This window comes from Rhizorhabdus dicambivorans (genome assembly GCF_002355275.1).
Lineage (GTDB): Bacteria > Pseudomonadota > Alphaproteobacteria > Sphingomonadales > Sphingomonadaceae > Rhizorhabdus > Rhizorhabdus dicambivorans.
Map to the genome: position 1 here is coordinate 4,841,510 of NZ_CP023449.1, position 19,732 is coordinate 4,861,241.

17 protein-coding genes and 1 pseudogene are annotated in these 19,732 nt (G+C 67.7%); 10 read left to right on the forward strand and 8 right to left on the reverse strand.

Features of this window, described 5'->3' with window-relative positions:
* The first annotated feature begins 83 nt into the window (after window positions 1–83).
* On the forward strand, window positions 84–1,079 hold the full coding sequence (trpS, locus tag CMV14_RS22865; RefSeq protein WP_066963740.1) for a tryptophan--tRNA ligase: 996 nt from the start codon (window positions 84–86) through the stop codon (window positions 1,077–1,079).
* Between the two features lie 110 nt (window positions 1,080–1,189).
* Here trpS and topA read toward each other — a convergent pair whose 3' ends face one another.
* The 3 genes from topA to plsY form a co-directional block, all read right to left on the reverse strand.
* Entirely contained in the window at window positions 1,190–3,736 is a 2,547-nt protein-coding gene (gene topA / locus CMV14_RS22870) for a type I DNA topoisomerase (protein ID WP_066963737.1), read from the reverse strand.
* 65 nt (window positions 3,737–3,801) lie between these two features.
* Entirely contained in the window at window positions 3,802–4,902 is a 1,101-nt protein-coding gene (dprA, locus tag CMV14_RS22875) for a DNA-processing protein DprA (protein ID WP_066963882.1), read from the reverse strand.
* A gap of 2 nt (window positions 4,903–4,904) precedes the next feature.
* Window positions 4,905–5,492, reverse strand: coding sequence for a glycerol-3-phosphate 1-O-acyltransferase PlsY (gene plsY, locus CMV14_RS22880; protein ID WP_083215861.1), 588 nt, complete (start codon window positions 5,490–5,492; stop codon window positions 4,905–4,907).
* 160 nt (window positions 5,493–5,652) lie between these two features.
* On the opposite strand from plsY, the gene murI reads away from it, so the two are divergent.
* On the forward strand, window positions 5,653–6,447 hold the full coding sequence (gene murI / locus CMV14_RS22885; RefSeq protein WP_066963735.1) for a glutamate racemase: 795 nt from the start codon (window positions 5,653–5,655) through the stop codon (window positions 6,445–6,447).
* Between the two features lie 123 nt (window positions 6,448–6,570).
* Window positions 6,571–7,785 carry a 5-aminolevulinate synthase gene (gene hemA, locus CMV14_RS22890; protein ID WP_066963732.1) on the forward strand — a complete coding sequence of 405 codons (1,215 nt, stop codon included), beginning with the start codon at window positions 6,571–6,573 and terminating at the stop codon, window positions 7,783–7,785.
* Between the two features lie 58 nt (window positions 7,786–7,843).
* Here the strand turns inward: hemA and CMV14_RS22895 are convergent, their stop codons facing one another.
* A complete protein-coding gene (locus tag CMV14_RS22895; protein ID WP_066963729.1) occupies window positions 7,844–9,394 on the reverse strand; it encodes a methyl-accepting chemotaxis protein in 1,551 nt (516 codons plus the stop codon).
* Window positions 9,391–9,687, reverse strand: a complete 297-nt coding sequence (locus CMV14_RS22900; RefSeq protein WP_066963726.1) for a hypothetical protein — start codon at window positions 9,685–9,687, stop codon at window positions 9,391–9,393. Before CMV14_RS22900 ends, CMV14_RS22895 begins: the two co-directional genes overlap by 4 nt.
* Before the next feature lie 219 nt (window positions 9,688–9,906).
* On the opposite strand from CMV14_RS22900, the pseudogene rimP reads away from it, so the two are divergent.
* The 5 genes and pseudogenes from rimP to rbfA all read left to right on the forward strand — a co-directional run bounded on the left by rimP (window position 9,907) and on the right by rbfA (window position 15,945).
* Window positions 9,907–10,430, forward strand: a pseudogene (rimP, locus tag CMV14_RS22905) (ribosome maturation protein RimP).
* Window positions 10,431–10,436: 6 nt separating this feature from the next.
* The gene (gene nusA / locus CMV14_RS22910) at window positions 10,437–12,032 is read left to right on the forward strand and encodes a transcription termination factor NusA (protein ID WP_066963720.1); all 1,596 of its coding nucleotides are present in this window, start codon (window positions 10,437–10,439) and stop codon (window positions 12,030–12,032) included.
* Between the two features lie 58 nt (window positions 12,033–12,090).
* Window positions 12,091–12,834: a DUF448 domain-containing protein gene (locus CMV14_RS22915; RefSeq protein ID WP_066963716.1), complete on the forward strand. Its 744-nt coding sequence runs from the start codon at window positions 12,091–12,093 to the stop codon at window positions 12,832–12,834.
* A gap of 16 nt (window positions 12,835–12,850) precedes the next feature.
* Window positions 12,851–15,415: a translation initiation factor IF-2 gene (infB, locus tag CMV14_RS22920; protein ID WP_066963713.1), complete on the forward strand. Its 2,565-nt coding sequence runs from the start codon at window positions 12,851–12,853 to the stop codon at window positions 15,413–15,415.
* Between the two features lie 134 nt (window positions 15,416–15,549).
* Window positions 15,550–15,945: a 30S ribosome-binding factor RbfA gene (gene rbfA / locus CMV14_RS22925; protein WP_066963710.1), complete on the forward strand. Its 396-nt coding sequence runs from the start codon at window positions 15,550–15,552 to the stop codon at window positions 15,943–15,945.
* 31 nt (window positions 15,946–15,976) lie between these two features.
* On the opposite strand, the gene CMV14_RS22930 is transcribed toward rbfA, so the two are convergent.
* Window positions 15,977–16,717 (reverse strand): HPP family protein, encoded by a 741-nt coding sequence (locus CMV14_RS22930; protein WP_066963708.1) that lies wholly within the window; start codon window positions 16,715–16,717, stop codon window positions 15,977–15,979.
* A 102-nt stretch (window positions 16,718–16,819) separates the two neighbouring features.
* On the opposite strand from CMV14_RS22930, the gene CMV14_RS22935 reads away from it, so the two are divergent.
* Window positions 16,820–17,410, forward strand: a complete 591-nt coding sequence (locus CMV14_RS22935; protein ID WP_066963705.1) for a hypothetical protein — start codon at window positions 16,820–16,822, stop codon at window positions 17,408–17,410.
* Window positions 17,411–17,415: 5 nt separating this feature from the next.
* Window positions 17,416–18,015, forward strand: coding sequence for a thymidine kinase (locus tag CMV14_RS22940; protein ID WP_066963702.1), 600 nt, complete (start codon window positions 17,416–17,418; stop codon window positions 18,013–18,015).
* 14 nt (window positions 18,016–18,029) lie between these two features.
* Here the strand turns inward: CMV14_RS22940 and CMV14_RS22945 are convergent, their stop codons facing one another.
* Window positions 18,030–19,040, reverse strand: coding sequence for a sensor histidine kinase (locus CMV14_RS22945; RefSeq protein ID WP_066963699.1), 1,011 nt, complete (start codon window positions 19,038–19,040; stop codon window positions 18,030–18,032).
* Between the two features lie 187 nt (window positions 19,041–19,227).
* Window positions 19,228–19,725: a CcdC protein domain-containing protein gene (locus tag CMV14_RS22950; protein ID WP_066963696.1), complete on the reverse strand. Its 498-nt coding sequence runs from the start codon at window positions 19,723–19,725 to the stop codon at window positions 19,228–19,230.
* Between the last annotated feature and the right edge of the window lie 7 nt (window positions 19,726–19,732).

Here is a 19,732-nt window from a genome sequence, read left to right on the forward strand (position 1 = left end):
CCGTGCCGGCCCCGGCCTGCGCCGGGGCGACGATATGGGGAAGCCTTGACTCCCCGCGCACGCGCCCCAATAGCCGCGCCATCATGACCCACAAGCGCACAGTCTCGGGCATCCAGCCCACCGGCAACCTGCACCTCGGCAACTATCTCGGCGCGATCCGGCGCTGGGTGCAGATGCAGGACGAGGGCGAATGCCTGTTCTTCCTGGCCGATCTGCACGCCATCACCGTGCACAATGATCCCACTGCGCTGCGCAACAATATCCGCGAGATGGCGGCGGCGCTGGTCGCCTGCGGGATCGATCCCGACAAGGCGGTGCTGTTCCGCCAGCGCGACGTGCCCGCCCATGCCGAGCTGTGCTGGCTGCTGAACGGCACCGCGCGGATCGGCTGGCTGAACCGGATGACCCAGTTCAAGGAGAAGTCAGGCAAGAACCGCGAGGGCGCGTCGATCGGACTCTATGGCTATCCGGTGCTGCAGGCGGCCGATGTGCTGCTCTACCAGACCACCCATGTTCCCGTGGGCGAGGACCAGAAGCAGCATCTGGAGCTGGCGCGCGACATCGCGGCCAAGTTCAACACCGATTTCGGCGTCGAGCTGTTCACCCTGCCCGAGCCGGTGATCGGCGGCCCCGCCGCGCGGGTGATGTCGCTGCGCGACGGATCCGCCAAGATGTCCAAGTCCGACCCGTCGGACATGAGCCGCATCAACCTGACCGACGACGCCGAGACGATCATGTCGAAGGTCCGCAAGGCCAAGACCGATCCCGAGCCGCTGCCCGATACGGTCGAGGGGCTGGAGGGCCGGCCCGAGGCGCGCAACCTGGTCGGCATCTATGCGGCGATGACCGATGCGACGCCGGCCGAGGTGCTGGCACAGTTCGGTGGGCAGGGCTTCGGCGCCTTCAAGCCGGCGCTGGGCGAACTGCTGGCGGGCAAGCTGGGGCCGATCGCGGAACGGCTGAAGGAGCTGAAGGCGAACCCGGCCGAGCTGGACGCGATCCTGGCGAAGGGCGCCGAGAAGGCCCGCGCGCTGGCGGCGCCGACGCTGGCCAAGGCCTATGACGCAATGGGGCTCTGACAAAATAACGGACCGTCACCCCTGCGAAGGCAGGGGTCCATGTCTCTCTCCCCCGAGATGGCTTCGGAGAAGAAAGCAGACATGGATTCCTGCCTTCGCAGGAATGACGGTTATTCTTTGGCCGCAGCTTTCTTCGCAGGGGCCTTCTTGGCAGCCGGCGCCTTCTTCGGCGCGGCCTTCTTCTTGCCCTTGGCCGGCGGCCCCTTCGCGGCCCGCGCCGCGAGCAGTTCCAGCGCCTGCTCGGCGGTCAGCTCATCGGGGCTGGCCGACTTCGGCAGGGTCGCGTTGGTCTCGCCGTCGGTGACATAGGGCCCGAAACGGCCCGCCATCAGCTTGACCTCCTTGCCGGTCACCGGGCTGTCGCCGAAGGTCTTGAGCGGTTCGGTCTTGCCGCGCTGGCGGCCGCCGCCATTCGCCGCGTCGGCGAGTTTCGCCACCGCCGCGTTCATGCCCGTCTCGAAAACCTCGGCGGTCGAGCCGAGCCGCGCATATTTGCCGTCATGCGCCAGATAAGGGCCGAAGCGGCCGATCGAGGCGGTGATCGGGTTGCCGGTTTCCGGGTGAGCACCGATGGTGCGCGGCAGCGACAGCAGCTTCAGCGCCCAGCCGAGATCGAGGTCCTCGCCCGGCACGTCCTTCGGGATCGACGATCGCTTGGCATCCTTGCCGTCGCCGAGCTGGATATAGGGGCCGAACCGCCCCGCGCGCTTGCTGACCTCCATCCCCGTATCGGGATCGGTGCCGATCACCACCGGCCCCGCATCGGCGCCGGCATCGCTCGCGCCGCCCGCCTGGGCGAAGCGGCGGGTATATTTGCACTCGGGATAGTTGGAGCAGGCGATGAAGGCGCCGAAGCGCCCGCCGCGTAGCGACAACTGGCCCTGGGTGCAGACCGGGCAGAGGCGCGGATCGGTGCCGTCGCCCTTGTCGGGGAAAAGATAGGGCGCAAGGAATTCGTCGAGCGCCTTGGTGATGTCCGAGGGCTTCTGCTCCATCACCTCGGCGGTCTTGGGCTTGAAGTCCTTCCAGAAGGCCTCCAGCACCGCCTGCCAGCCGGCGCGGCCGCCCGAGACGTCGTCCAGGCTCTCCTCCAGCCCGGCGGTGTAGTCGTAGCTCACATAGCGCTCGAAGAAGCGCTCGAGGAAGCTGGTGACCAGCCGCCCGCTCTCGTTCGGGGTGAAGCGGTTCTTCTCGACCGTCACATAGTCGCGGTCCTTGAGCGTCTGGAGGATCGAGGCATAGGTCGACGGCCGGCCGATCCCCAGTTCCTCCATCTTCTTCACCAGGCTCGCCTCCGAATAACGCGGCGGCGGCTGGGTGAAATGCTGCTCCGAATCGACCTTCTTCTTGGCCGGAGCATCGCCCTCCTTGATGCGCGGCAGGCGGCGCGATTCCTCATCACCTTCGTCATCGCGGCCTTCCTCGTAGAGCGCGAGATAGCCGGGGAAGAGGACGACCTGGCCGGTCGCGCGCAGGCCGTGCTGGCCGGTGCCGTCGACCAGATCGACCGTGGTCCGTTCCAGCCGCGCCGAAGCCATCTGGCTGGCCAGCGCGCGCTTGAAGATCAGATCGTAGAGCCGGCCATGGTCGCCGCTGCCGGCGCGATCCTTCGAAAAATCGGTGGGGCGGATCGCCTCATGCGCTTCCTGGGCATTCTTGGCCTTCGCCTGATACTGGCGCGGCTTGTCCGGCACGTAGGAAGCGTCGTAGCGATTGGCGATCGCGCCGCGCGCCGCCGAGATGGCGCTGCCGTCCATCTGGACGCCGTCGGTCCGCATATAGGTGATCGCGCCGTCCTCATAGAGCCCCTGCGCGATGCGCATCGTGTGGCTCGCCGAGAAACCGAGCTTGCGGGCGGCCTCCTGCTGCAGGGTCGAGGTGGTGAAGGGCGGGGAGGGGTTGCGGGTGAGCGGGCGGGTCTCGATGCTCGCGACCGCGAAGCGGCCGGCCTCGACGTCGGCCTTGGCCTGGGCCGCATCGCCGCCATTGCCGATCGTCAGCCGATCGATCTTCTGCCCCTTCCAGCGCGCCAGGCGCGCGACGAAGGGGATGCCGTCATGCTCCATGTCGGCGGTGACCGACCAATATTCCTGGGGCTTGAACAGCTCGATCTCGCGCTCGCGATCGACCACCAGGCGCAGCGCCACCGACTGGACACGGCCTGCGGACTTGGCGCCCGGCAGCTTGCGCCACAGCACCGGCGACAGGGTGAAGCCGACCAGATAATCGAGCGCGCGTCGGGCCCGATAGGCGTCGATCAGATCGCGATCCAGCTCACGCGGGTTCGCCATCGCCTCGAGGATCGCAGGCTTGGTGATCGCGTTGAAGGTGACGCGCTGGACATCCTTGGGCAGCGCCTTGCGCTTGGCCAGCACCTCCTGGACATGCCAGCTGATCGCCTCGCCCTCGCGATCGGGGTCGGTCGCCAGGATCAGCGTGTCGGCGGACTTCGCCTCATCGGCGATCGCCTTGAGCTGCTTGGTCTTGTCGGCATAGGCCTCCCATTCCATCGCGAAGCCGTTGTCGGGATCCACCGATCCGTCCTTGGCCGGCAGATCGCGGACATGGCCGTAGGAAGCGAGCACGCGGTGGCCCGGCCCCAGATATTTTTCGATGGTCTTGGCCTTGGCGGGCGATTCGACGACGACGAGCTTCATGGGGTTCGGGCTATCCTCTTACGCATGCGTACACGTACGAGGGTGGATAGCTCGCGGAAGAGTCGTCAAGTGCGGAGACTCACACGGCCACCGGCATGGCGCTCGATCCGGCCGGCCAGTTCGAACTCCAGCAGCACCATCTGCACCGTCGGGGCGGCGATGCCGCTCTGGCGGATCAGTTCGTCGATCGGCAGCGGCACCGGGCCGAGCAGGTCGAGGATCGCGCCCCGCGCCGAATCGTCCGCTTCGCCGGCCGGCGGGGCCTGCGGGGGGCCGTCGCCGCGCGGCGATGCCACGCCGCCGCCGATCGGGCTCAGTGCCTCGATGATGTCGTCGGCCGACTGGATCAGGATCGCGCCTTCGCGGATCAGCAGGTTGCAGCCCTGCGCGCGCGGATCGAGCGGGGATCCCGGCACCGCCATCACCTCGCGGCCGAACTCGGCGGCGAGCCGCGCGGTGATCAGCGATCCCGATTTCGGCGCCGCCTCCACCACCACCGTCCCCGCCGCGAGGCCGGCGATGATCCGGTTGCGATAGGGGAAATGGCGGGCGCGGGGTTCGGTGCCCGGCGGCGATTCGGCGATCAGCAGGCCGCGCGTGGCGATGTCGCGCTGCAGCGCCTCATTCTCCGGCGGATAGATATTGTCGAGCCCGCCGGCGATTACCGCCATGGTGCCGGATGCGATCGAACCGACATGGGCGGCGGTGTCGATCCCGCGCGCCAGGCCCGAGACCACCAGCCAGCCGCGTTCGGAAAGCCCATGCGCCAGCATCCGTGCGAAGCGCACCGCCGCGCCGCTGGCATTGCGCGCGCCCACGATCGCGATGGCCGGGCGATCGAGCAGCGTGCGATCGCCCATCAGGGTCAATACCGGCGGAGCGGTGTCGATCTGGTCGAGCAACGCCGGATAGCCGGGTTCGCCACGGAAAAGATGGGCGCCACCCAAGCGCTCGACACGGGCCATTTCCGATCCGGCGCTCTCCGCCGAGGGAATGGCGGGCGCTGCGCCGCCGCCGCGACGGGCCAGATCGGGCAGGGCGGCCAGCGCCGCCGCCCCGCTACCGAAGCGCCGCATCAGATGCGAATAAGCGACGGGGCCGATGCGCGGCGTGCGGATCAACCGCAGCCGGGCGAGGCGTTCCGCTGGATCCAGGCCGGCCGCCAGGGTCAGCCCTGGCCGACCTTCGGCTCGGTGCCGTCGAGCAGCCGGGCGATGTTGCCGCGATGCTTCCAGACCAGCAGCAGGGTCATCACCAGCATCACCAGCACCGCATCGGACTGGCCGCCCAGCGCCGCCGCGATCGGCGCCGCTACCGCCCCCGAAAGCCCGCCGACCGACGAACGCCGGCTGATCGCGAGCATCGCCAGCCAGACCAGCGCGAAGGCCAGCCCCGCCGGCCACCAGGCGGCAAGCGAGACGCCGAGCATGGTTGCCACACCCTTGCCGCCGTTGAACTTCAGCCACAGCGGATAGAGATGGCCGACAAAGGCGGCGAAGCCTGCCCACAAGGCGAGGTCCGGCTGGATCGCCTGAGCGATCAGCACCGCCGCCGCGCCCTTACCGCCATCGAGCAGCAAGGTCGCGGCCGCCAGCCCCTTGCGGCCGGTGCGCAGCACGTTGGTGGCGCCGATATTGCCCGATCCGATCTGGCGCAGATCGCCCGCTCCGCCCAGGCGGGTCAGGACGATGCCGAATGGGATCGAGCCGAGCAGATAGGCGCCGAGCAGAATCGCGATGGTAGCCAGCGAAATCATCGGTAATCCGTCACGCATCCCCAAGAGCGCGCAGCATAATCGATGCGGCCCCGCACGCAACACGCACAAATGCACAGAAAGTTACGGGGGCGACATGACGCCATGGCGGCGCGCCATGCGACGGTTGCGGTTCCCGATATGCGGCCCTAATTGAGGCGCGATGGCCGATGATCGCCCGATCCTGATGTTCGATTCCGGGGTGGGCGGCCTGTCCGTGCTCGCGCCGACGCGGGCGCTGCTGCCCCAGGCATCCTTCGTCTATGTCGCGGACAATGGCGGCTTTCCCTATGGCATCCGCAGCGAGGCCGAGATAGCGGCACGGGTGCCGGCCCTGCTGGGTCGCCTGGTCGAACGGCATCGGCCACGGCTGGTCGTGATCGCCTGCAACACCGCCTCGACGATCGCACTGACCGCGGTGCGCGCCGCGCTGGATCTGCCGGTGGTCGGCACCGTCCCCGCGATCAAGCCCGCCGCCGCCCTGTCGAAAAGCCGCGCGATCGGCGTGCTGGGCACCGACGCGACCGTCCGCCAGCCCTATGTCGACGATCTTTCGGCACGCTTCGCATCCGACTGTCTGGTGATCCGCCACGGCTCGGCCCGGCTGGTCGAACTGGCCGAGGCGAAGCTGCGCGGAGAGGCGACAGACCCTGCCGACTATGCCGAGGTGCTCGCCGGGCTGCTCGGCCAGCCGGGCGGCGAGCGGATCGATACGGTGGTGCTGGCCTGCACCCATTTCCCGCTGGTGGAGGAGGAACTTGCCCGCGCCGCGCCGCGCCCGCTGCGCTTCGTCGATGGCGGCCCCGGCATCGCCCGCCGCGTCGCCCATCTGACCGAAGGCCAGGACTGGCCGGCCGAATCGAAGGGGGAGTTCGTCTTCACGGCCCCCGCCGAGGCCGGCGATGCGCTGCGGACGGAGCTGGCGGCGCGGGGCCTGGGCACCCTGTCGACGCTGTAACCTTCCCTTCGAATCCGACGATCGAATAAAGCGAATCGTTCGCACTGGAATTCGAACCGCCAAGGCCGTAAAAGCAGCCCGATTCAGCCCCTTGGCAAAGCGGGGCAGTTGGGAGCAAGGCTCTTGGATTATCAGCGTGTTTTCACCCAGGCGATCGATCGCCTGCATGCCGAAGGTCGTTACCGGGTCTTCATCGACATCCTGCGCAACAAGGGCATGTTCCCCAACGCACGCTGCTTCGCGGGCCATAACGGGCCGAAGCCCGTCACCGTCTGGTGCTCGAACGACTATCTGGCGATGGGCCAGCACCCCAAGGTGATCGCGGCGATGGAGGAAGCGCTCCACGACGTCGGCGCCGGATCGGGCGGCACCCGCAACATCGGCGGCAACACCCATTACCATGTCGACCTGGAGGCCGAACTGGCCGACCTGCACGGCAAGGAGGGCGCGCTGCTCTTCACCTCGGGCTATGTCTCGAACGAGGCGACGCTGTCGACCATCGCCAAGGTGCTGCCCGGCTGCATCATCTTCTCGGACGAGCTCAACCACGCCTCGATGATCGCGGGCATCCGCAATTCGGGCTGCGAGAAGCAGGTGTGGCGCCACAACGACCTCGAGCATCTCGAGGAACTGCTGGCCGCCGCCGATCCGGAGGCGCCCAAGCTGATCGCCTTCGAGAGCGTCTATTCGATGGATGGCGACGTCGCCCCGATCCACGCGATCTGCGACCTGGCCGATAAATATAATGCGCTGACCTATCTCGACGAGGTCCACGCCGTCGGCATGTACGGCCCGCGCGGCGGCGGCATCTCCGACCGTGAGGACGCCGCCAAGCGGCTGACGATCATCGAAGGCACGCTCGCCAAGGCGATCGGCGTCATGGGCGGCTATATCGCCGCCGATCAGGTGATCATCGACGTGATCCGCAGCTATGCGCCCGGCTTCATCTTCACCACCTCGCTGGCCCCGGTGCTGGTCGCGGGCGCGCTGGCCAGCGTGAAGCATCTCAAGGAGTCGTCGATCGAGCGCGAGGGCCAGCAGGCCGCCGCCGCGATGCTCAAGAAGCTGTTCGCCGATGCCGGCCTGCCGGTGATGGACACCGTGACTCATATCGTGCCGCTGATGGTGGGTGATCCGGTCAAGGCCAAGAAGGTCTCGGACATCCTGCTCGCCGAATATGGCGTCTACGTCCAGCCGATCAACTATCCGACCGTGCCGCGCGGCACAGAGCGGCTGCGCTTCACCCCCGGCCCCGCCCATAGCGAGGCGATGATGCGCGAACTGACCCAGGCCTTGGTGGAGATCTGGAGCCGGATGGAAATGAAATTAGCTGCTTGAGCCAGAGGCTCCAGCAGCTGGTTTTTGTTTACGACCTCAAGCGCCGGGCAATTGAGGGCTAAGCCGCTTTCAGCTGCTTAACGAACTCACTCGTCGCCTGCTTCAGACTCACCGCCTGGTCGAGCAGTTCTCCTGCGGCGCCGCGCACCTGGCTGGACAGCTTGCCGGCTTCGTTCGCCACCGCCGCCACCTTGCCGATCCGCTCGGCCATCTCGTCGGCGCCCTCGGCGGTATTGTCGGCGTTGCGCTCCAGCGCCTCGGCGGTGCGGCGCTGCTCGGCCAGCATGGCGCGGATCCTCACCGTGGCATCGGCCAGTTCCTCAACGACCTGCGAGACGTCTCCAAGCGAGTCCTCCGCGATGCGGGCGCCGGCATGGACGCCGTCGATCAGCGTGCTGATCTCCTCGGTCGCGCGGGCGGCCTGGCCGGCGAGGCTCTTCACCTCGGTCGCGACCACCGCGAAGCCCTGCCCTGCCACCCCGGCGCGGGCCGCCTCGATCGTGGCGTTGAGCGCCAGCAAATTGGTGTGCGAGGCGATCGACTGGATCCGGCCGGTAAACTCGCCAATGTCGGTCGCGCTTGCCGACAGGGCGCGGACCGCCTGATCGCCCGTCACCGAATTGGCACGGGCGCGGGCACCCAGCTCCGCCTGCTTCTCGATGCTCTGGGCGATCCCGGCGATCGAGTGCGACAGATCGGCGACGCTGCCGGCCACCGCCCGGGCGGCCTGCGACGCGCTGGTGGCGCGTTCGGCGACGGCCGCGCTCTGGCGGCCGCTGTCATTGGCGAGATCGCTGAGCGAGGCGGCGGCGGCTTCGAGTTGCGTGGCCGCGGCGCCGACCGAGCTGACCACGACGTGGACCGATCCCTCGAACTGTTCGGCTAGCGCCAGAAGATCGCGGGTGCGGGCCAGGGTCGCCGAGCGTTCAGTGGCCTCGCGCAGGCGGCGTTCGGCGGCGGCGGCGGCATCCGAAGAGGCGGCGGCGGAAAGCGCGCGCTCCGCTTCGGCCTGGGCATCGCGCGCCTCGACCATCGCTTCGCGCGCTTCGCCCGCATAGCGTTCGCTCTCATGCCGCGCGCGGCCCTGATCGAGCAGCAGATTGCGCATCTGCATCGTCACATAGGACAGCACCGCGCATTGCAGCACCACCGCGACGGCATGGACAAGCACGCGCGGAATATCCGCTCCGCCGGTGAAAACCCAGGTGGGTGCGACGAAGTCGAGCAACAGGTGGTGGACCGCGATCAGGCCCGATGCGAGCAGGATCGGCCGCCAGTCGCACAGCATCGTCAGGCTCGCGAGCGCGACGAAGAAATACATGTGCATGTCCATCTGCCACTGATGGCCACGCAGGGCATAGACGAGGATCGCCGGCAAGAGGGCGGCAAGCGTGCCGACCGCCATGCGCGCCTGAACATCGTGACGGCGGCGGACGGCGAGCAAGGTCGGCAACAGGTTGATTCCGATCGCGGCAACCAGCGCCGGCAGGCTGACCGCTACGAGGCCGCCGAACATCGCCACCGCGAGCAGGGCAGTGAACAGCCAACCGCCCTGGACGATCCTGAGGATGCCGCGCTGCCGCAGATGATCCAATTCGCCTATTCTCATGTCTCGCTCCCAGGGCCGCCGCACCAGGATGGCGGCGCCGACAGCACCAGAATCCCCTTCAGCAACGCCGGCCCGACAAAACGGTCGCGCTCGCCCATGACGACGAGCGAGCCGGGCAGCGGCCCGGCACCGATCAGGCGCGCGCCGCCATCGACCACGAGCGCGGACGCACCCGCTCCGGCGATCGGCACCAGCAGCATTCGTCCCTGCGCGGGAGGCGCGAAGGCAAAGCCGGCCATTGCGATCAACGCGGTGGCGATCTGGGCGGGGACGATGAGGATCCTGCCATGCATTGCGCGACAGCTACGAAGCCGTGGTTATCGAACCCCTAACGACATGTGCTGCCGAAACGATCTTGAGACCAATGTCGAATGTCACGATCATGACGGATCGGATATTGCCCTGCCCGCCCTCTTCCCCTATATCGCCCTCACTTCTCGACATTGGAAACTTTGCCGGGCTCGGGGGCGGAAGCCTCCGGGGCTTAAACTGCTGCCCTGGACTGGAGACGAATGGCGGACATCGCCGCGATTACGAAGTTGATCGAGCCGGAGGCGGAAGCCCTCGGCCTCGCGCTCGTGCGCGTCGCCTTCTTCGGCGGCAAGAGCGATCCGACCCTGCAGGTGATGGCCGAGCGGCCCGACACCCGTCAGCTCGACATCAGCGACTGCGAGGCGCTGTCACGGCGGATTTCCGACAGGTTCGACGAACTTGACCCGATCGAGGAGGCCTACCGCCTCGAGGTGAGTTCGCCCGGGATCGACCGGCCGCTGACCCGCATCGCCGACTGGACCGACTGGGCCGGCTTCGACGCGCGGGTGAAGCTCGCCAGCCCGCTCGATGGGCGCAAGCAGTTCGACGGGCGCATCATCGCCAGCGATGGCGACTCGGTGACGCTCGGTGTAAACAAGCTCGGTGAGGTGGCGGTGCCATTGGCGCAGATCGCCAGCGCGAAGCTGATCCTGACCGACGCTCTCATCAAGGCCACCGCCCCCTCTCGACCGAGGGCGCGGACAAGATTCAAGTGGAAGGATAGACTCGCATGGCCACCGCCATTTCCGCCAACCGCGCCGAGCTGCTCGCGATCGCCGATGCCGTCGCGCGCGAGAAGCTTATCGATCGCGAGATCGTGATCGAAGCGATGGAGGATGCGATCCAGCGCGCCGCCCGCGCGCGCTACGGCGCCGAGAACGACATCCGCGCCAAGATCGACGGCAAGACCGGCGACATGCGGCTGTGGCGCGTCGTCGAGGTGGTCGAGCAGGTCGACGACTATTTCAAGCAGGTCTCGGTTCCCGACGCGCAGAAGCTGCAGAAGGGCGCCGCGATCGGCGACTTCATCGTCGACCCGCTGCCCCCGATCGAGTTCGGCCGCATCGCCGCGCAGGCCGCCAAGCAGGTAATCTTCCAGAAGGTCCGCGATGCCGAACGCGAGCGGCAATATGACGAGTTCAAGGATCGCGCGGGCGAGATCATCACCGGCGTGGTCAAGCGCGTCGAGTTCGGCCATGTCGTCGTCGACCTGGGCCGCGCCGAAGGCGTCATCCGCCGCGACCAGCAGATCCCGCGCGAGGTGGTCCGCGTCGGCGATCGGGTCCGCAGCCTGATCCTGAGCGTCCGCCGCGAGAATCGCGGGCCGCAGATCTTCCTCAGCCGCGCGCACCCCGACTTCATGAAGAAGCTGTTCGCGCAGGAAGTGCCCGAAATCTACGACGGCATCATCGAGATCAAGGCCGCCGCACGCGATCCGGGCAGCCGCGCCAAGATCGGCGTGATCAGCCATGACGGCTCGATCGATCCGGTCGGCGCCTGCGTGGGCATGAAGGGCAGCCGCGTTCAGGCGGTCGTCCAGGAGATGCAGGGCGAGAAGATCGACATTATCCCCTGGTCGCCCGACACCGCGACCTTCGTCGTCAACGCGCTGCAGCCCGCCCAGGTCTCGCGCGTGGTGATCGACGAGGAGGAGGAGCGCATCGAGGTGGTCGTCCCCGACGATCAGCTGAGCCTCGCCATCGGCCGCCGCGGCCAGAATGTCCGCCTTGCCAGCCAGCTGACCGGCAAGGCGATCGACATTCTGACCGAGGCCGACGCCAGCGAGAAGCGCCAGAAGGAGTTCCTCCAGAACAGCGAGATGTTCCAGAACGAGCTCGACGTCGACGAGACGCTGGCCCAGCTGCTGGTCGCCGAGGGCTTCGGCGCGCTGGAAGAGGTCGCCTATGTCGAACTCGACGAGCTGGCCTCAATCGAGGGCTTCGACGAGGAGCTGGGTGCCGAGCTGCAGAGCCGCGCCCAGGAAGCGCTGGAGCGTCGCGAAGCCGCCGCCCGCGAGGAACGCCGTGGCCTGGGCGTCGAGGACGCGCTGGCCGAGCTGCCCTATCTGACCGAGGCGATGCTGGTCACGCTCGGCAAGGCGGGCATCAAGACGCTCGACGATCTCGCCGACCTGGCCACCGACGAGCTGATCCAGAAGAAGCGCCCCGAGCAGCGCCGCCGCCAGAACAGCGACCGTCCGGACCGCGACCGCGGCGACCGCGAGGAGAACAAGGGCGGCGTGCTGGCCGAATATGGCCTGAGCGAGGAGCAGGGCAACGAGATCATCATGGCCGCCCGCGCCCACTGGTTCGAAGACGAGGCCTGATCCTTGATCTGCGCCCTTTCCTTCTTCTCTTTCGTCTCGCGGGAGGTCGCTTCCGCGAATGGCGAACAATGAGAATCACGGCGCGGTAGCACCGGCGCCCGGCACCGCCCCCGACCAGGGGCGGCCGGGCAGGCATGTCCCGGAGCGCAAGTGCATCCTCACGGGCGAGCATGATACGCGCGCGAGCCTGATCCGGCTCGCCCTCGCCCCCGACGGCACGATCCTGCCCGATCTGCGCGCCAAGGCGCCCGGGCGCGGCGCGTGGATCGGCGTCGATCGGGCCGCGCTGGAGACGGCGCTGGCCAAAGGCAAGCTGAAGGGCGCCCTGTCGCGCGCGTTCAAGACCGGCGACATCACCATCCCCGCCGACCTGCCCGCGCTGATCGAGGACGGCCTGCGCCGCGCGGCGCTCGACCGGCTGGGTCTGGAGATGCGCTCGGGCGCGGTGCTCACCGGCTCGGACAAGATCAGCGAAGCCGCCCGTCGCGGCCGGCTCCACCTGCTGCTGCACGCCGCCGATGCCTCGGAGGACGGCAACCGCAAGCTCGACCAGTCGCTCCGCGTCGGCCAGGACGCCGAGGGCTCGGATCTGCGCGGTGTGGTAATCCCGGCGGATCGCACCATATTGTCGATGGCGCTGGGGCGCGACAATGTGGTACATATTGGGGTGACCGTGCCGGCTTCCGCCGTGCGCGTCGCTGACGCTTTGGGCCGCTGGTGCGGTTTCATAGGACGTTCGGAAAGCGCTTCAGCCTTGCGGAACAGCTCCGCAGGGTCCATCGGCGCACAAATTGAGAAGTGAAGGGTTCGGTTACCAGATGAGCGATAGTGACAAGCCGAAACTGGGAATGCGCGCACCGCTGGGGCTGAAGCGCACGGTGGAGACAGGCCAGGTGAAGCAGAGCTTCAGCCATGGCCGGTCGAACACCGTGGTCGTCGAGGTCAAGCGCCGCCGCGTCCTCGGTCGGCCGGGCGAGGCCGAGCCCCAGCAGGTCGAGGAGGCGGCACCCGTGGCCGCCGCCCCTGCTGCACCGCGTCCCGCCGCGCCGCCGCCCGCCGCTGCTCCGCGCCCCGCACCCGCGCCGGTCGCGCAGCGCCAGCTTACCCCGCTCGAACGCCGCGAGCAGCAGGAGCGCCTGCTGCGCGAGGCCGAGGAAGCGCGCATGGCAGCGCTCGAAGAGACGCGTCGCCGCGAGGAGCGAGCCAAGGCCGAGGCCACCGAGGAAGAGAAGCGGCGCGCCGAAGAGAATCGCCGATCCGAGGAAGAGGCGGAGCGCTCCGCCGCCGAGTCCGCCGTCCTTGCTCCTGCGGAACCCGAGGCCCGCGCCGCCGATCCGGCGCCCGCTCAGCCCGCCGAGGCCGCATCCGGAGGCACCACCGAGCAGCGTGGCGGCACGACCATGCCGCCGCCGCGCCGCTTCACCCCGGTGCCCAGCCCGAAGCGGCCCGAGCCGCCGCGTCCGCAGCAGCGCGACCGCAAGGGCGACGACCGCCGCCAGTCGGGCAAGCTGACCGTCACCCGCGCGCTCGATGACGATAGCGGTGCGCGGGCTCGCTCACTGGCCGCGCTCAAGCGCGCCCGCGAGAAGGACAAGCGCGCCCATCAGGCCGGCACAGTCCAGCAGAAGCAGGTCCGCGACGTCGCGGTGCCCGAGACGATCACCGTCGGTGAGCTGGCCAACCGCATGGCCGAGCGCGGCGCCGATCTGGTGAAGGCGCTGTTCAAGATGGGCATGCCCGTCACCGTCAACCAGTCGATCGACCAGGACACCGCCGAACTGCTGGTCACCGAGTTCGGCCACAACATCAAGCGCGTCTCCGACAGCGATGTCGACCTGGTCACCACGCATGACGTCGACGCCGACGACACGCTGCTGTCCCGTCCGCCGGTGGTCACCATCATGGGCCATGTCGATCACGGCAAGACCAGCCTGCTCGACGCGCTGCGCGGCACCGACATCGCCAGCGGCGAGGCCGGCGGCATCACCCAGCATATCGGCGCCTACCAGGTGCAGGTGCAGAGCGGGTCGAAGATCACCTTCCTCGACACGCCGGGCCATGAGGCATTCAGCGACATGCGCGCGCGCGGCGCCAACATCACCGACATCGTGGTGATCGTGGTGGCGGGCGACGATGGCCTGCGTCCGCAGACGATCGAGGCGATCAGCCACACCCGCGCGGCCAATGTCCCGATGATCATCGCGATCAACAAGATGGATAAGCCCGGCTCGAACGCCCAGAAGGTGCGCGAGGCGCTGCTCCAGCACGACGTGCAGGTGGAGAGCATGGGCGGCGACGTCCAGGAAGTCGAAGTCTCGGCGCTCAAGAAAACCGGCCTCGACGAACTGATCGAGAAGATCGAGCTGCAGGCCGAACTGCTCGAGCTCAAGGCCAATCCCGATCGCGATGCCGAGGGCACCGTGGTCGAGGCCACCCTCGACAAGGGCCGCGGCCCCGTCGCAACGGTCCTGGTCGGGCGCGGCACGCTTCGCGTCGGCGACATCTTCGTCGTCGGCGCCGAGAGCGGCAAGGTCCGCGCGCTGATCGACGACAAGGGCCGCAACGTGAAGGAAGCCGGCCCGTCGCAACCCGTCGAGGTGCTCGGTCTGTCTGGCGTCCCCTCGGCCGGCGACCAGCTTTCCGTCGTCGAGAACGAGGCACGCGCCCGCGAGGTCGCAGCCTATCGCGCCAGCGTGATCCATACCAAGCGCACCACGGCGGCCCCCGCCAGCTTGGAATCGATGTTCTCGGCGCTGCGCGAGAAGCAGGCCCAGCAATATCCGGTCGTGGTCAAGGCCGATGCGCAGGGCTCGGTCGAGGCGATCGTCGGGTCGCTCAACAAGATATCGACCGATCTCATCCAGGTCCGCATCCTGCATTCGGGCGTGGGTGGCATCACCGAGAGCGACGTCAGCCTGGCGGCCGCCTCGCGCGCGCCGATCATCGGCTTCAACGTCCGCGCCAATGCCAAGGCGCGCGAGATCGCTACGCGGGATGGGGTCGCGCTCAAATATTATGACGTGATCTACGACCTGCTCGACGAGATTCGCGCCGCGATGGCCGGCCAGCTCGGGCCGGAATATCTGGAGCATGTCGTCGGCCGCGCCGAAATCCGCGAAGTCTTCTCGGCGGGCAAGCATGGCAAGGCGGCCGGTCTGCTGGTTCTGGAGGGCTATATCCGCCAGAAGCTGCGCGCCCGCATCCTGCGCGACGACGTCATCATCTACAACGGCTCGATCGCCTCGCTGCGCCGCTTCAAGGACGACGTCCCCGAAGTCCGCGCCGGCCTGGAGTGCGGCATCACGCTCGAAGCCACGACCGACATCAAGCCCGGCGACATCGTCGAGACGTTCGAGGTCGAGGAGCGCGAACGGACGTTGTAAGTTCGCGCAGAACATGACCGTCACCCCAGCGAAGGCTGGGGTCCATGTCTCTCTCCTACCCGATGATCATCCTTGGTGGAGACAGACATGGATGCCAGCCTCCGCTGGCATGACGGTGTATTGAAAAGGTCGTCATGCGCCGTAACGAGACCCCCGAAGGCAAGTCGGTCCGCCTGCTCCGCGTCGGCGAGCAGGTGCGCCATGCTCTGTCCGAGATATTGATGCGCGGCGAGGTGCATGACGAGACGCTCGCGAAGCACATGGTTTCGATCACCGAGGTGCGCATGTCGCCCGACCTCAAACATGCGACCGTCTTCGTGAAACCGCTGCTCGGTACCGACGAGGAAGCGGTGATCAAGGCACTGCGAACCAACACCGCCTATCTGCAGAGCGAGGTCGCGCGGCGGGTAAACACCAAATATGCGGCGAAGCTGAAATTCCTCGCCGACGAGAGCTTCGACGAGGGCAGCCACATCGACAGGCTGCTGCGCAATCCCGCAATCGCGCGCGACCTCGACACGGGCGACTGACATCCCCGCTCCGGCCTCCGCCGGGGCGACGCTATTTTCGTGCCGTCTGCCCGCGCCGTACGGCGGCGTGATGCTCGGCGGCGAGCAGCACCTCCTCCAGATCCTCGAAGCCGACGTCGAGCAGGTCGGGATAATCCTCGATCGCGCGCCTGAGATCGTGGCGCGAGAAATCCCCGGGCAGCGGCTCGGGCGGTACCGCGACATGCGCCGCACGATGCGGATAGCTGTGGCCCGAGAAACGGTGGAACCCCCAGGCCATCGCCAGCAGCAGCACCGTCCCCAGGCCGACCGGCGCGATCACGAAGCCGAAGCCCAGGTCATGGATCGCCGGGCCGCCGACCACGGCGGTGAGCGCCACCGCGCCGCCGGGCGGGTGCAGGCAGCGCAGCAGCGCCATCGCGGCGATGGCGCCGCCCACGGCGAGGCCGGCCGACAGCATCGGGTCCGCCCCGAGCCGCCCCACCGCGACGCCGACGAGTGCCGAGACAAGATTGCCGCCGATCACTGCCCAGGGTTGAGCCATCGGGCTGGCCGGCACCGCGAACAGCAGCACCGCCGCGGCGCCGATCGGCGCGATCAGCAGCGGCATGTGCGCGCCGGTGCCGATCAGCCCGCGCACCAGCAGCCCCGTCGCGATGATTCCGATCAGCGCGCCCCACCCCGAAATCATGCGATCGCGCATCGCCCGGTCTACCGGGACGGCAATCAGCATCGCCTGGTAGCGCGACCAGCGGAAATGGACGCGCGGCGTATCGGGTGGCGGTTTCTGCATGGCCGGCGCCTATCGCCCAGGGCCGTGGCGAAGACCACAAAAAGCTTCTTTGCCGGGCGATAAATAGGATTACTGTCGGTCCCGTCGGTTGGGGGACCTGCGATGGGCCTGGAAGCGCTCTGCATCTGTCGTGTCGATGACGAAACCGCCGAGGCGAAGGCCCTGCTCGAAAGCCGCGAGATGATCCTGCGGGCTCCGTTCCGCCGCAGCTTCCCGATCGCGTCGATACGCGACGTGCGGGTGGAGGGCGAGGGATTGCACTTCAACGCCGGGGATAGCGCGGTGGCGCTGATGCTCGGCGAGGCCGCCGCGGCAAAATGGGCGAAGAAGATTCTCACCCCGGCACCCAGCCTTGCCGGCAAGCTCGGCATCGGCCATGCGAGCCTGGCTCATGTCACCGGTGCGGTGACGGACGCGGCGCTGGCCGAAGCGCTGGACGGCCATAGCGGGCCGGCTGAGGCGGCAAAACTCAGCGTCGCGATCGTCGGCAATGCGGCCGAGCTGGATGCAGCCCTGGCCGAGCATGCCCTTCTGCCGCAAGGCAGCCATATCTGGGTGATCCACGGCAAGGGGACCAAGGCCGCATTCGGCGACAATGCGGTCCGCACGCATATGCGCGCGCTGGGCTATCGCGACAGCAAGAGCTCGGCGGTTTCCGAAGCTTTTTCGGCCACGCGCTATTCGCTAGGGTAGACGCGATGGCGAAGCTCTATTTCTATTATGCGGCGATGAATGCCGGCAAATCGACGACCCTGCTGCAGGCCGATTTCAACTATCGCGAGCGCGGCATGCGCACCCTGCTGTTCACCGCTGCTTTCGACGACCGCTTCGAGCCGGGCAAGATCACCTCACGCATCGGCCTCGCCAGCCATGCCACCGCGATCGACGAAGAGACGGACCTCTATGAGGAGATCGCAATCGAACTGGCCGAGGGCCGGATCGACTGCGTGCTCGTCGACGAAGCCCAGTGGCTGACCCGCACCCAGGTGTTTCAGCTTGCAGCGGTGTGCGACGAGCTGGACATTCCGGTGCTCGCCTATGGGCTGCGCAGCGATTTCCAGGTGAAGCTGTTTCCGGGAAGCGCGGCGCTGCTCGCCATCGCCGACAATCTGATCGAGCTAAAGGCGGTCTGCGCCTGCGGCCGCAAGGCGACGATGAACCTGCGGATCAACGCCGAGGGCTTTCCGGTGAAGGAGGGCGCGCAGATCGAGGTGGGCGGCAATGAACGCTATGTCGCGCTGTGCCGCCGCCATTATACCGAGCAGATGGGCTGGCGTGCGGGCGCGCATATCCCCTGAACGGCCGAAGGGCGTCAGCCCGTTATCGGCAGGGTCAGCTTCGCGGTGGTCCGCTGTCCGCCTTCGAGGCTGAACGTACCCCCGAGCTGACGCGCCAGCATCTGCGCAAGCCGCAAGCCGAGGCTGTCCGATGCGGCGAGATCGAAACCCGCCGGGAGCCCGACGCCGTCGTCGAGCACCGTCACCCGCAGGGTGCCATCGGCGGTTGTCGCCTCGACCAGGATTTCGCCCTCATCCTGCGCGGCGAAGCCATGCTCGATCGCGTTGGCGACCGCCTCCGCCACGATCAGCGCGATCGGCACCGCGGCCTGCGCGGGGAGATGGATCCCCGGTTCCGCTTCGATCCGGCAGCTGATCGCCGGCTTGCCACAGGAATCGATCAGGTCGCCGCCCAGCTGGCTCAAAAAGGCACCGAGATCGAGCTGTTCGCCATGCGGGTCGTAAAGTTGGCGATGGATGCGGCCGATCAGTGCCAGCCGGCGTGAAGATTCCTCCAGGGCGGCGCGCGCGGTGCTGTCGCTGACGCTGCGAATCTGCAGCGCGAGCAGGCCGCCCACCACCTGAAGATTGTTGGAGACGCGATGCTGCAGTTCTCGGAACAGCACCTCACCGCGCTCGGCAAGCTGGCGGCTGCGTTCGCGTTCCCGCGCAAGGCGCCGGTTCGAGCGCTGCATCCAGGCGATCAGTACGATATCGATCGCGACCACCAGGCCATAGAAGATCAGCGCGAAGGCGATGCCAGGGGTCATCTTCGCGCTGAACTGCGGCGGCATGAAGAAATACCAGGCCGACAGGCCGCATATGACGCCGGCGACGATGCCCGGCCCCACCCCGAACAGGAAGGTCGAGAGGATCACCGCCGGGAAGAAGGCCACATAGGGATAGCCCGCCGGCATCAGCGGATCGGCGAGGAAGCGCACCGTCAACGCCACGGCGATGATGCCCAGGGTGGCGGCATAGCCGAGCGCCGGCCGTTCCCGCGCCAGCGGGAAGCGCTCCAGCACGATGGCGACCGGACCGGTCAAGCTCGCTCCCCAATTTTGCCCCCGCCCTTTCTGACAGGTCGCCGGGGCAGCTGCAACAGAGCGATTTCTAGGCAGATGGAAACATCTGCCGACTCGGAAATCGCGGTAAAACAACAGGGTAGAGCCGACGAGCCGATGCAATCGGATCGTGAAAAGCTCTTGGGCGGGCGGCAGACCGGCCGGCGGATCACGCCCCTTTCGAAATTGCCCTGGCGCGCAGCCACAGCTCGATGCGGTAGAAGCTGAGCACGCCCACCGCGAAGGCGATGAAGATGTTGCCGACCAGCATCGCGCCGAGGTGCCAGCGCGCATCGCTCAGCTCGACCAGCCAGTGGAGCAGCCAGCGCAGGCCGAAGAGCAACAGCAGGAAGATCAGCGCGCCCGGCGAACTGCGCTGAGTCAGTCGGCCGCTCGCAGGATCGATGGCGATCTCGACCAGCCGGCCGCGCTGCCAGCCGACAGCTCCGCCTGCCAGGAAGCCGAGCGCGATCCACAGCCAGCCCCAGCCCTCGGGTGGGAACTGCCACAGGATCGCGGCGCCCAGCACCAGGAAGAGCGCGGGGATGATCCACAGCGTGCCGATGCGCAGCCGCTGCGTCCTGCCGATCCGCCGGATGCGGATGAACAGCGCCAGCGCGAAGGCGGCACCGATCAGACCATAGTGGAGGAGATCATCCTGGGTCATCGTCCCG

Bases quoted from the DNA above. Each gene is read 5' to 3' on its own strand.
- trpS (WP_066963740.1), top strand. From the start codon at position 84: ATGACCCACAAGCGCACAGTCTCGGGCATCCAGCCCACCGGCAACCTG.
- topA (WP_066963737.1), bottom strand. From the start codon at position 3,736: ATGAAGCTCGTCGTCGTCGAATCGCCCGCCAAGGCCAAGACCATCGAA.
- plsY (WP_083215861.1), bottom strand. From the start codon at position 5,492: ATGATTTCGCTGGCTACCATCGCGATTCTGCTCGGCGCCTATCTGCTC.
- murI (WP_066963735.1), top strand. From the start codon at position 5,653: ATGGCCGATGATCGCCCGATCCTGATGTTCGATTCCGGGGTGGGCGGC.
- CMV14_RS22895 (WP_066963729.1), bottom strand. From the start codon at position 9,394: ATGAGAATAGGCGAATTGGATCATCTGCGGCAGCGCGGCATCCTCAGG.
- CMV14_RS22900 (WP_066963726.1), bottom strand. From the start codon at position 9,687: ATGCATGGCAGGATCCTCATCGTCCCCGCCCAGATCGCCACCGCGTTG.
- nusA (WP_066963720.1), top strand. From the start codon at position 10,437: ATGGCCACCGCCATTTCCGCCAACCGCGCCGAGCTGCTCGCGATCGCC.
- CMV14_RS22915 (WP_066963716.1), top strand. From the start codon at position 12,091: ATGGCGAACAATGAGAATCACGGCGCGGTAGCACCGGCGCCCGGCACC.
- infB (WP_066963713.1), top strand. From the start codon at position 12,851: ATGAGCGATAGTGACAAGCCGAAACTGGGAATGCGCGCACCGCTGGGG.
- rbfA (WP_066963710.1), top strand. From the start codon at position 15,550: ATGCGCCGTAACGAGACCCCCGAAGGCAAGTCGGTCCGCCTGCTCCGC.
- CMV14_RS22930 (WP_066963708.1), bottom strand. From the start codon at position 16,717: ATGCAGAAACCGCCACCCGATACGCCGCGCGTCCATTTCCGCTGGTCG.
- CMV14_RS22935 (WP_066963705.1), top strand. From the start codon at position 16,820: ATGGGCCTGGAAGCGCTCTGCATCTGTCGTGTCGATGACGAAACCGCC.
- CMV14_RS22940 (WP_066963702.1), top strand. From the start codon at position 17,416: ATGGCGAAGCTCTATTTCTATTATGCGGCGATGAATGCCGGCAAATCG.
- CMV14_RS22950 (WP_066963696.1), bottom strand. From the start codon at position 19,725: ATGACCCAGGATGATCTCCTCCACTATGGTCTGATCGGTGCCGCCTTC.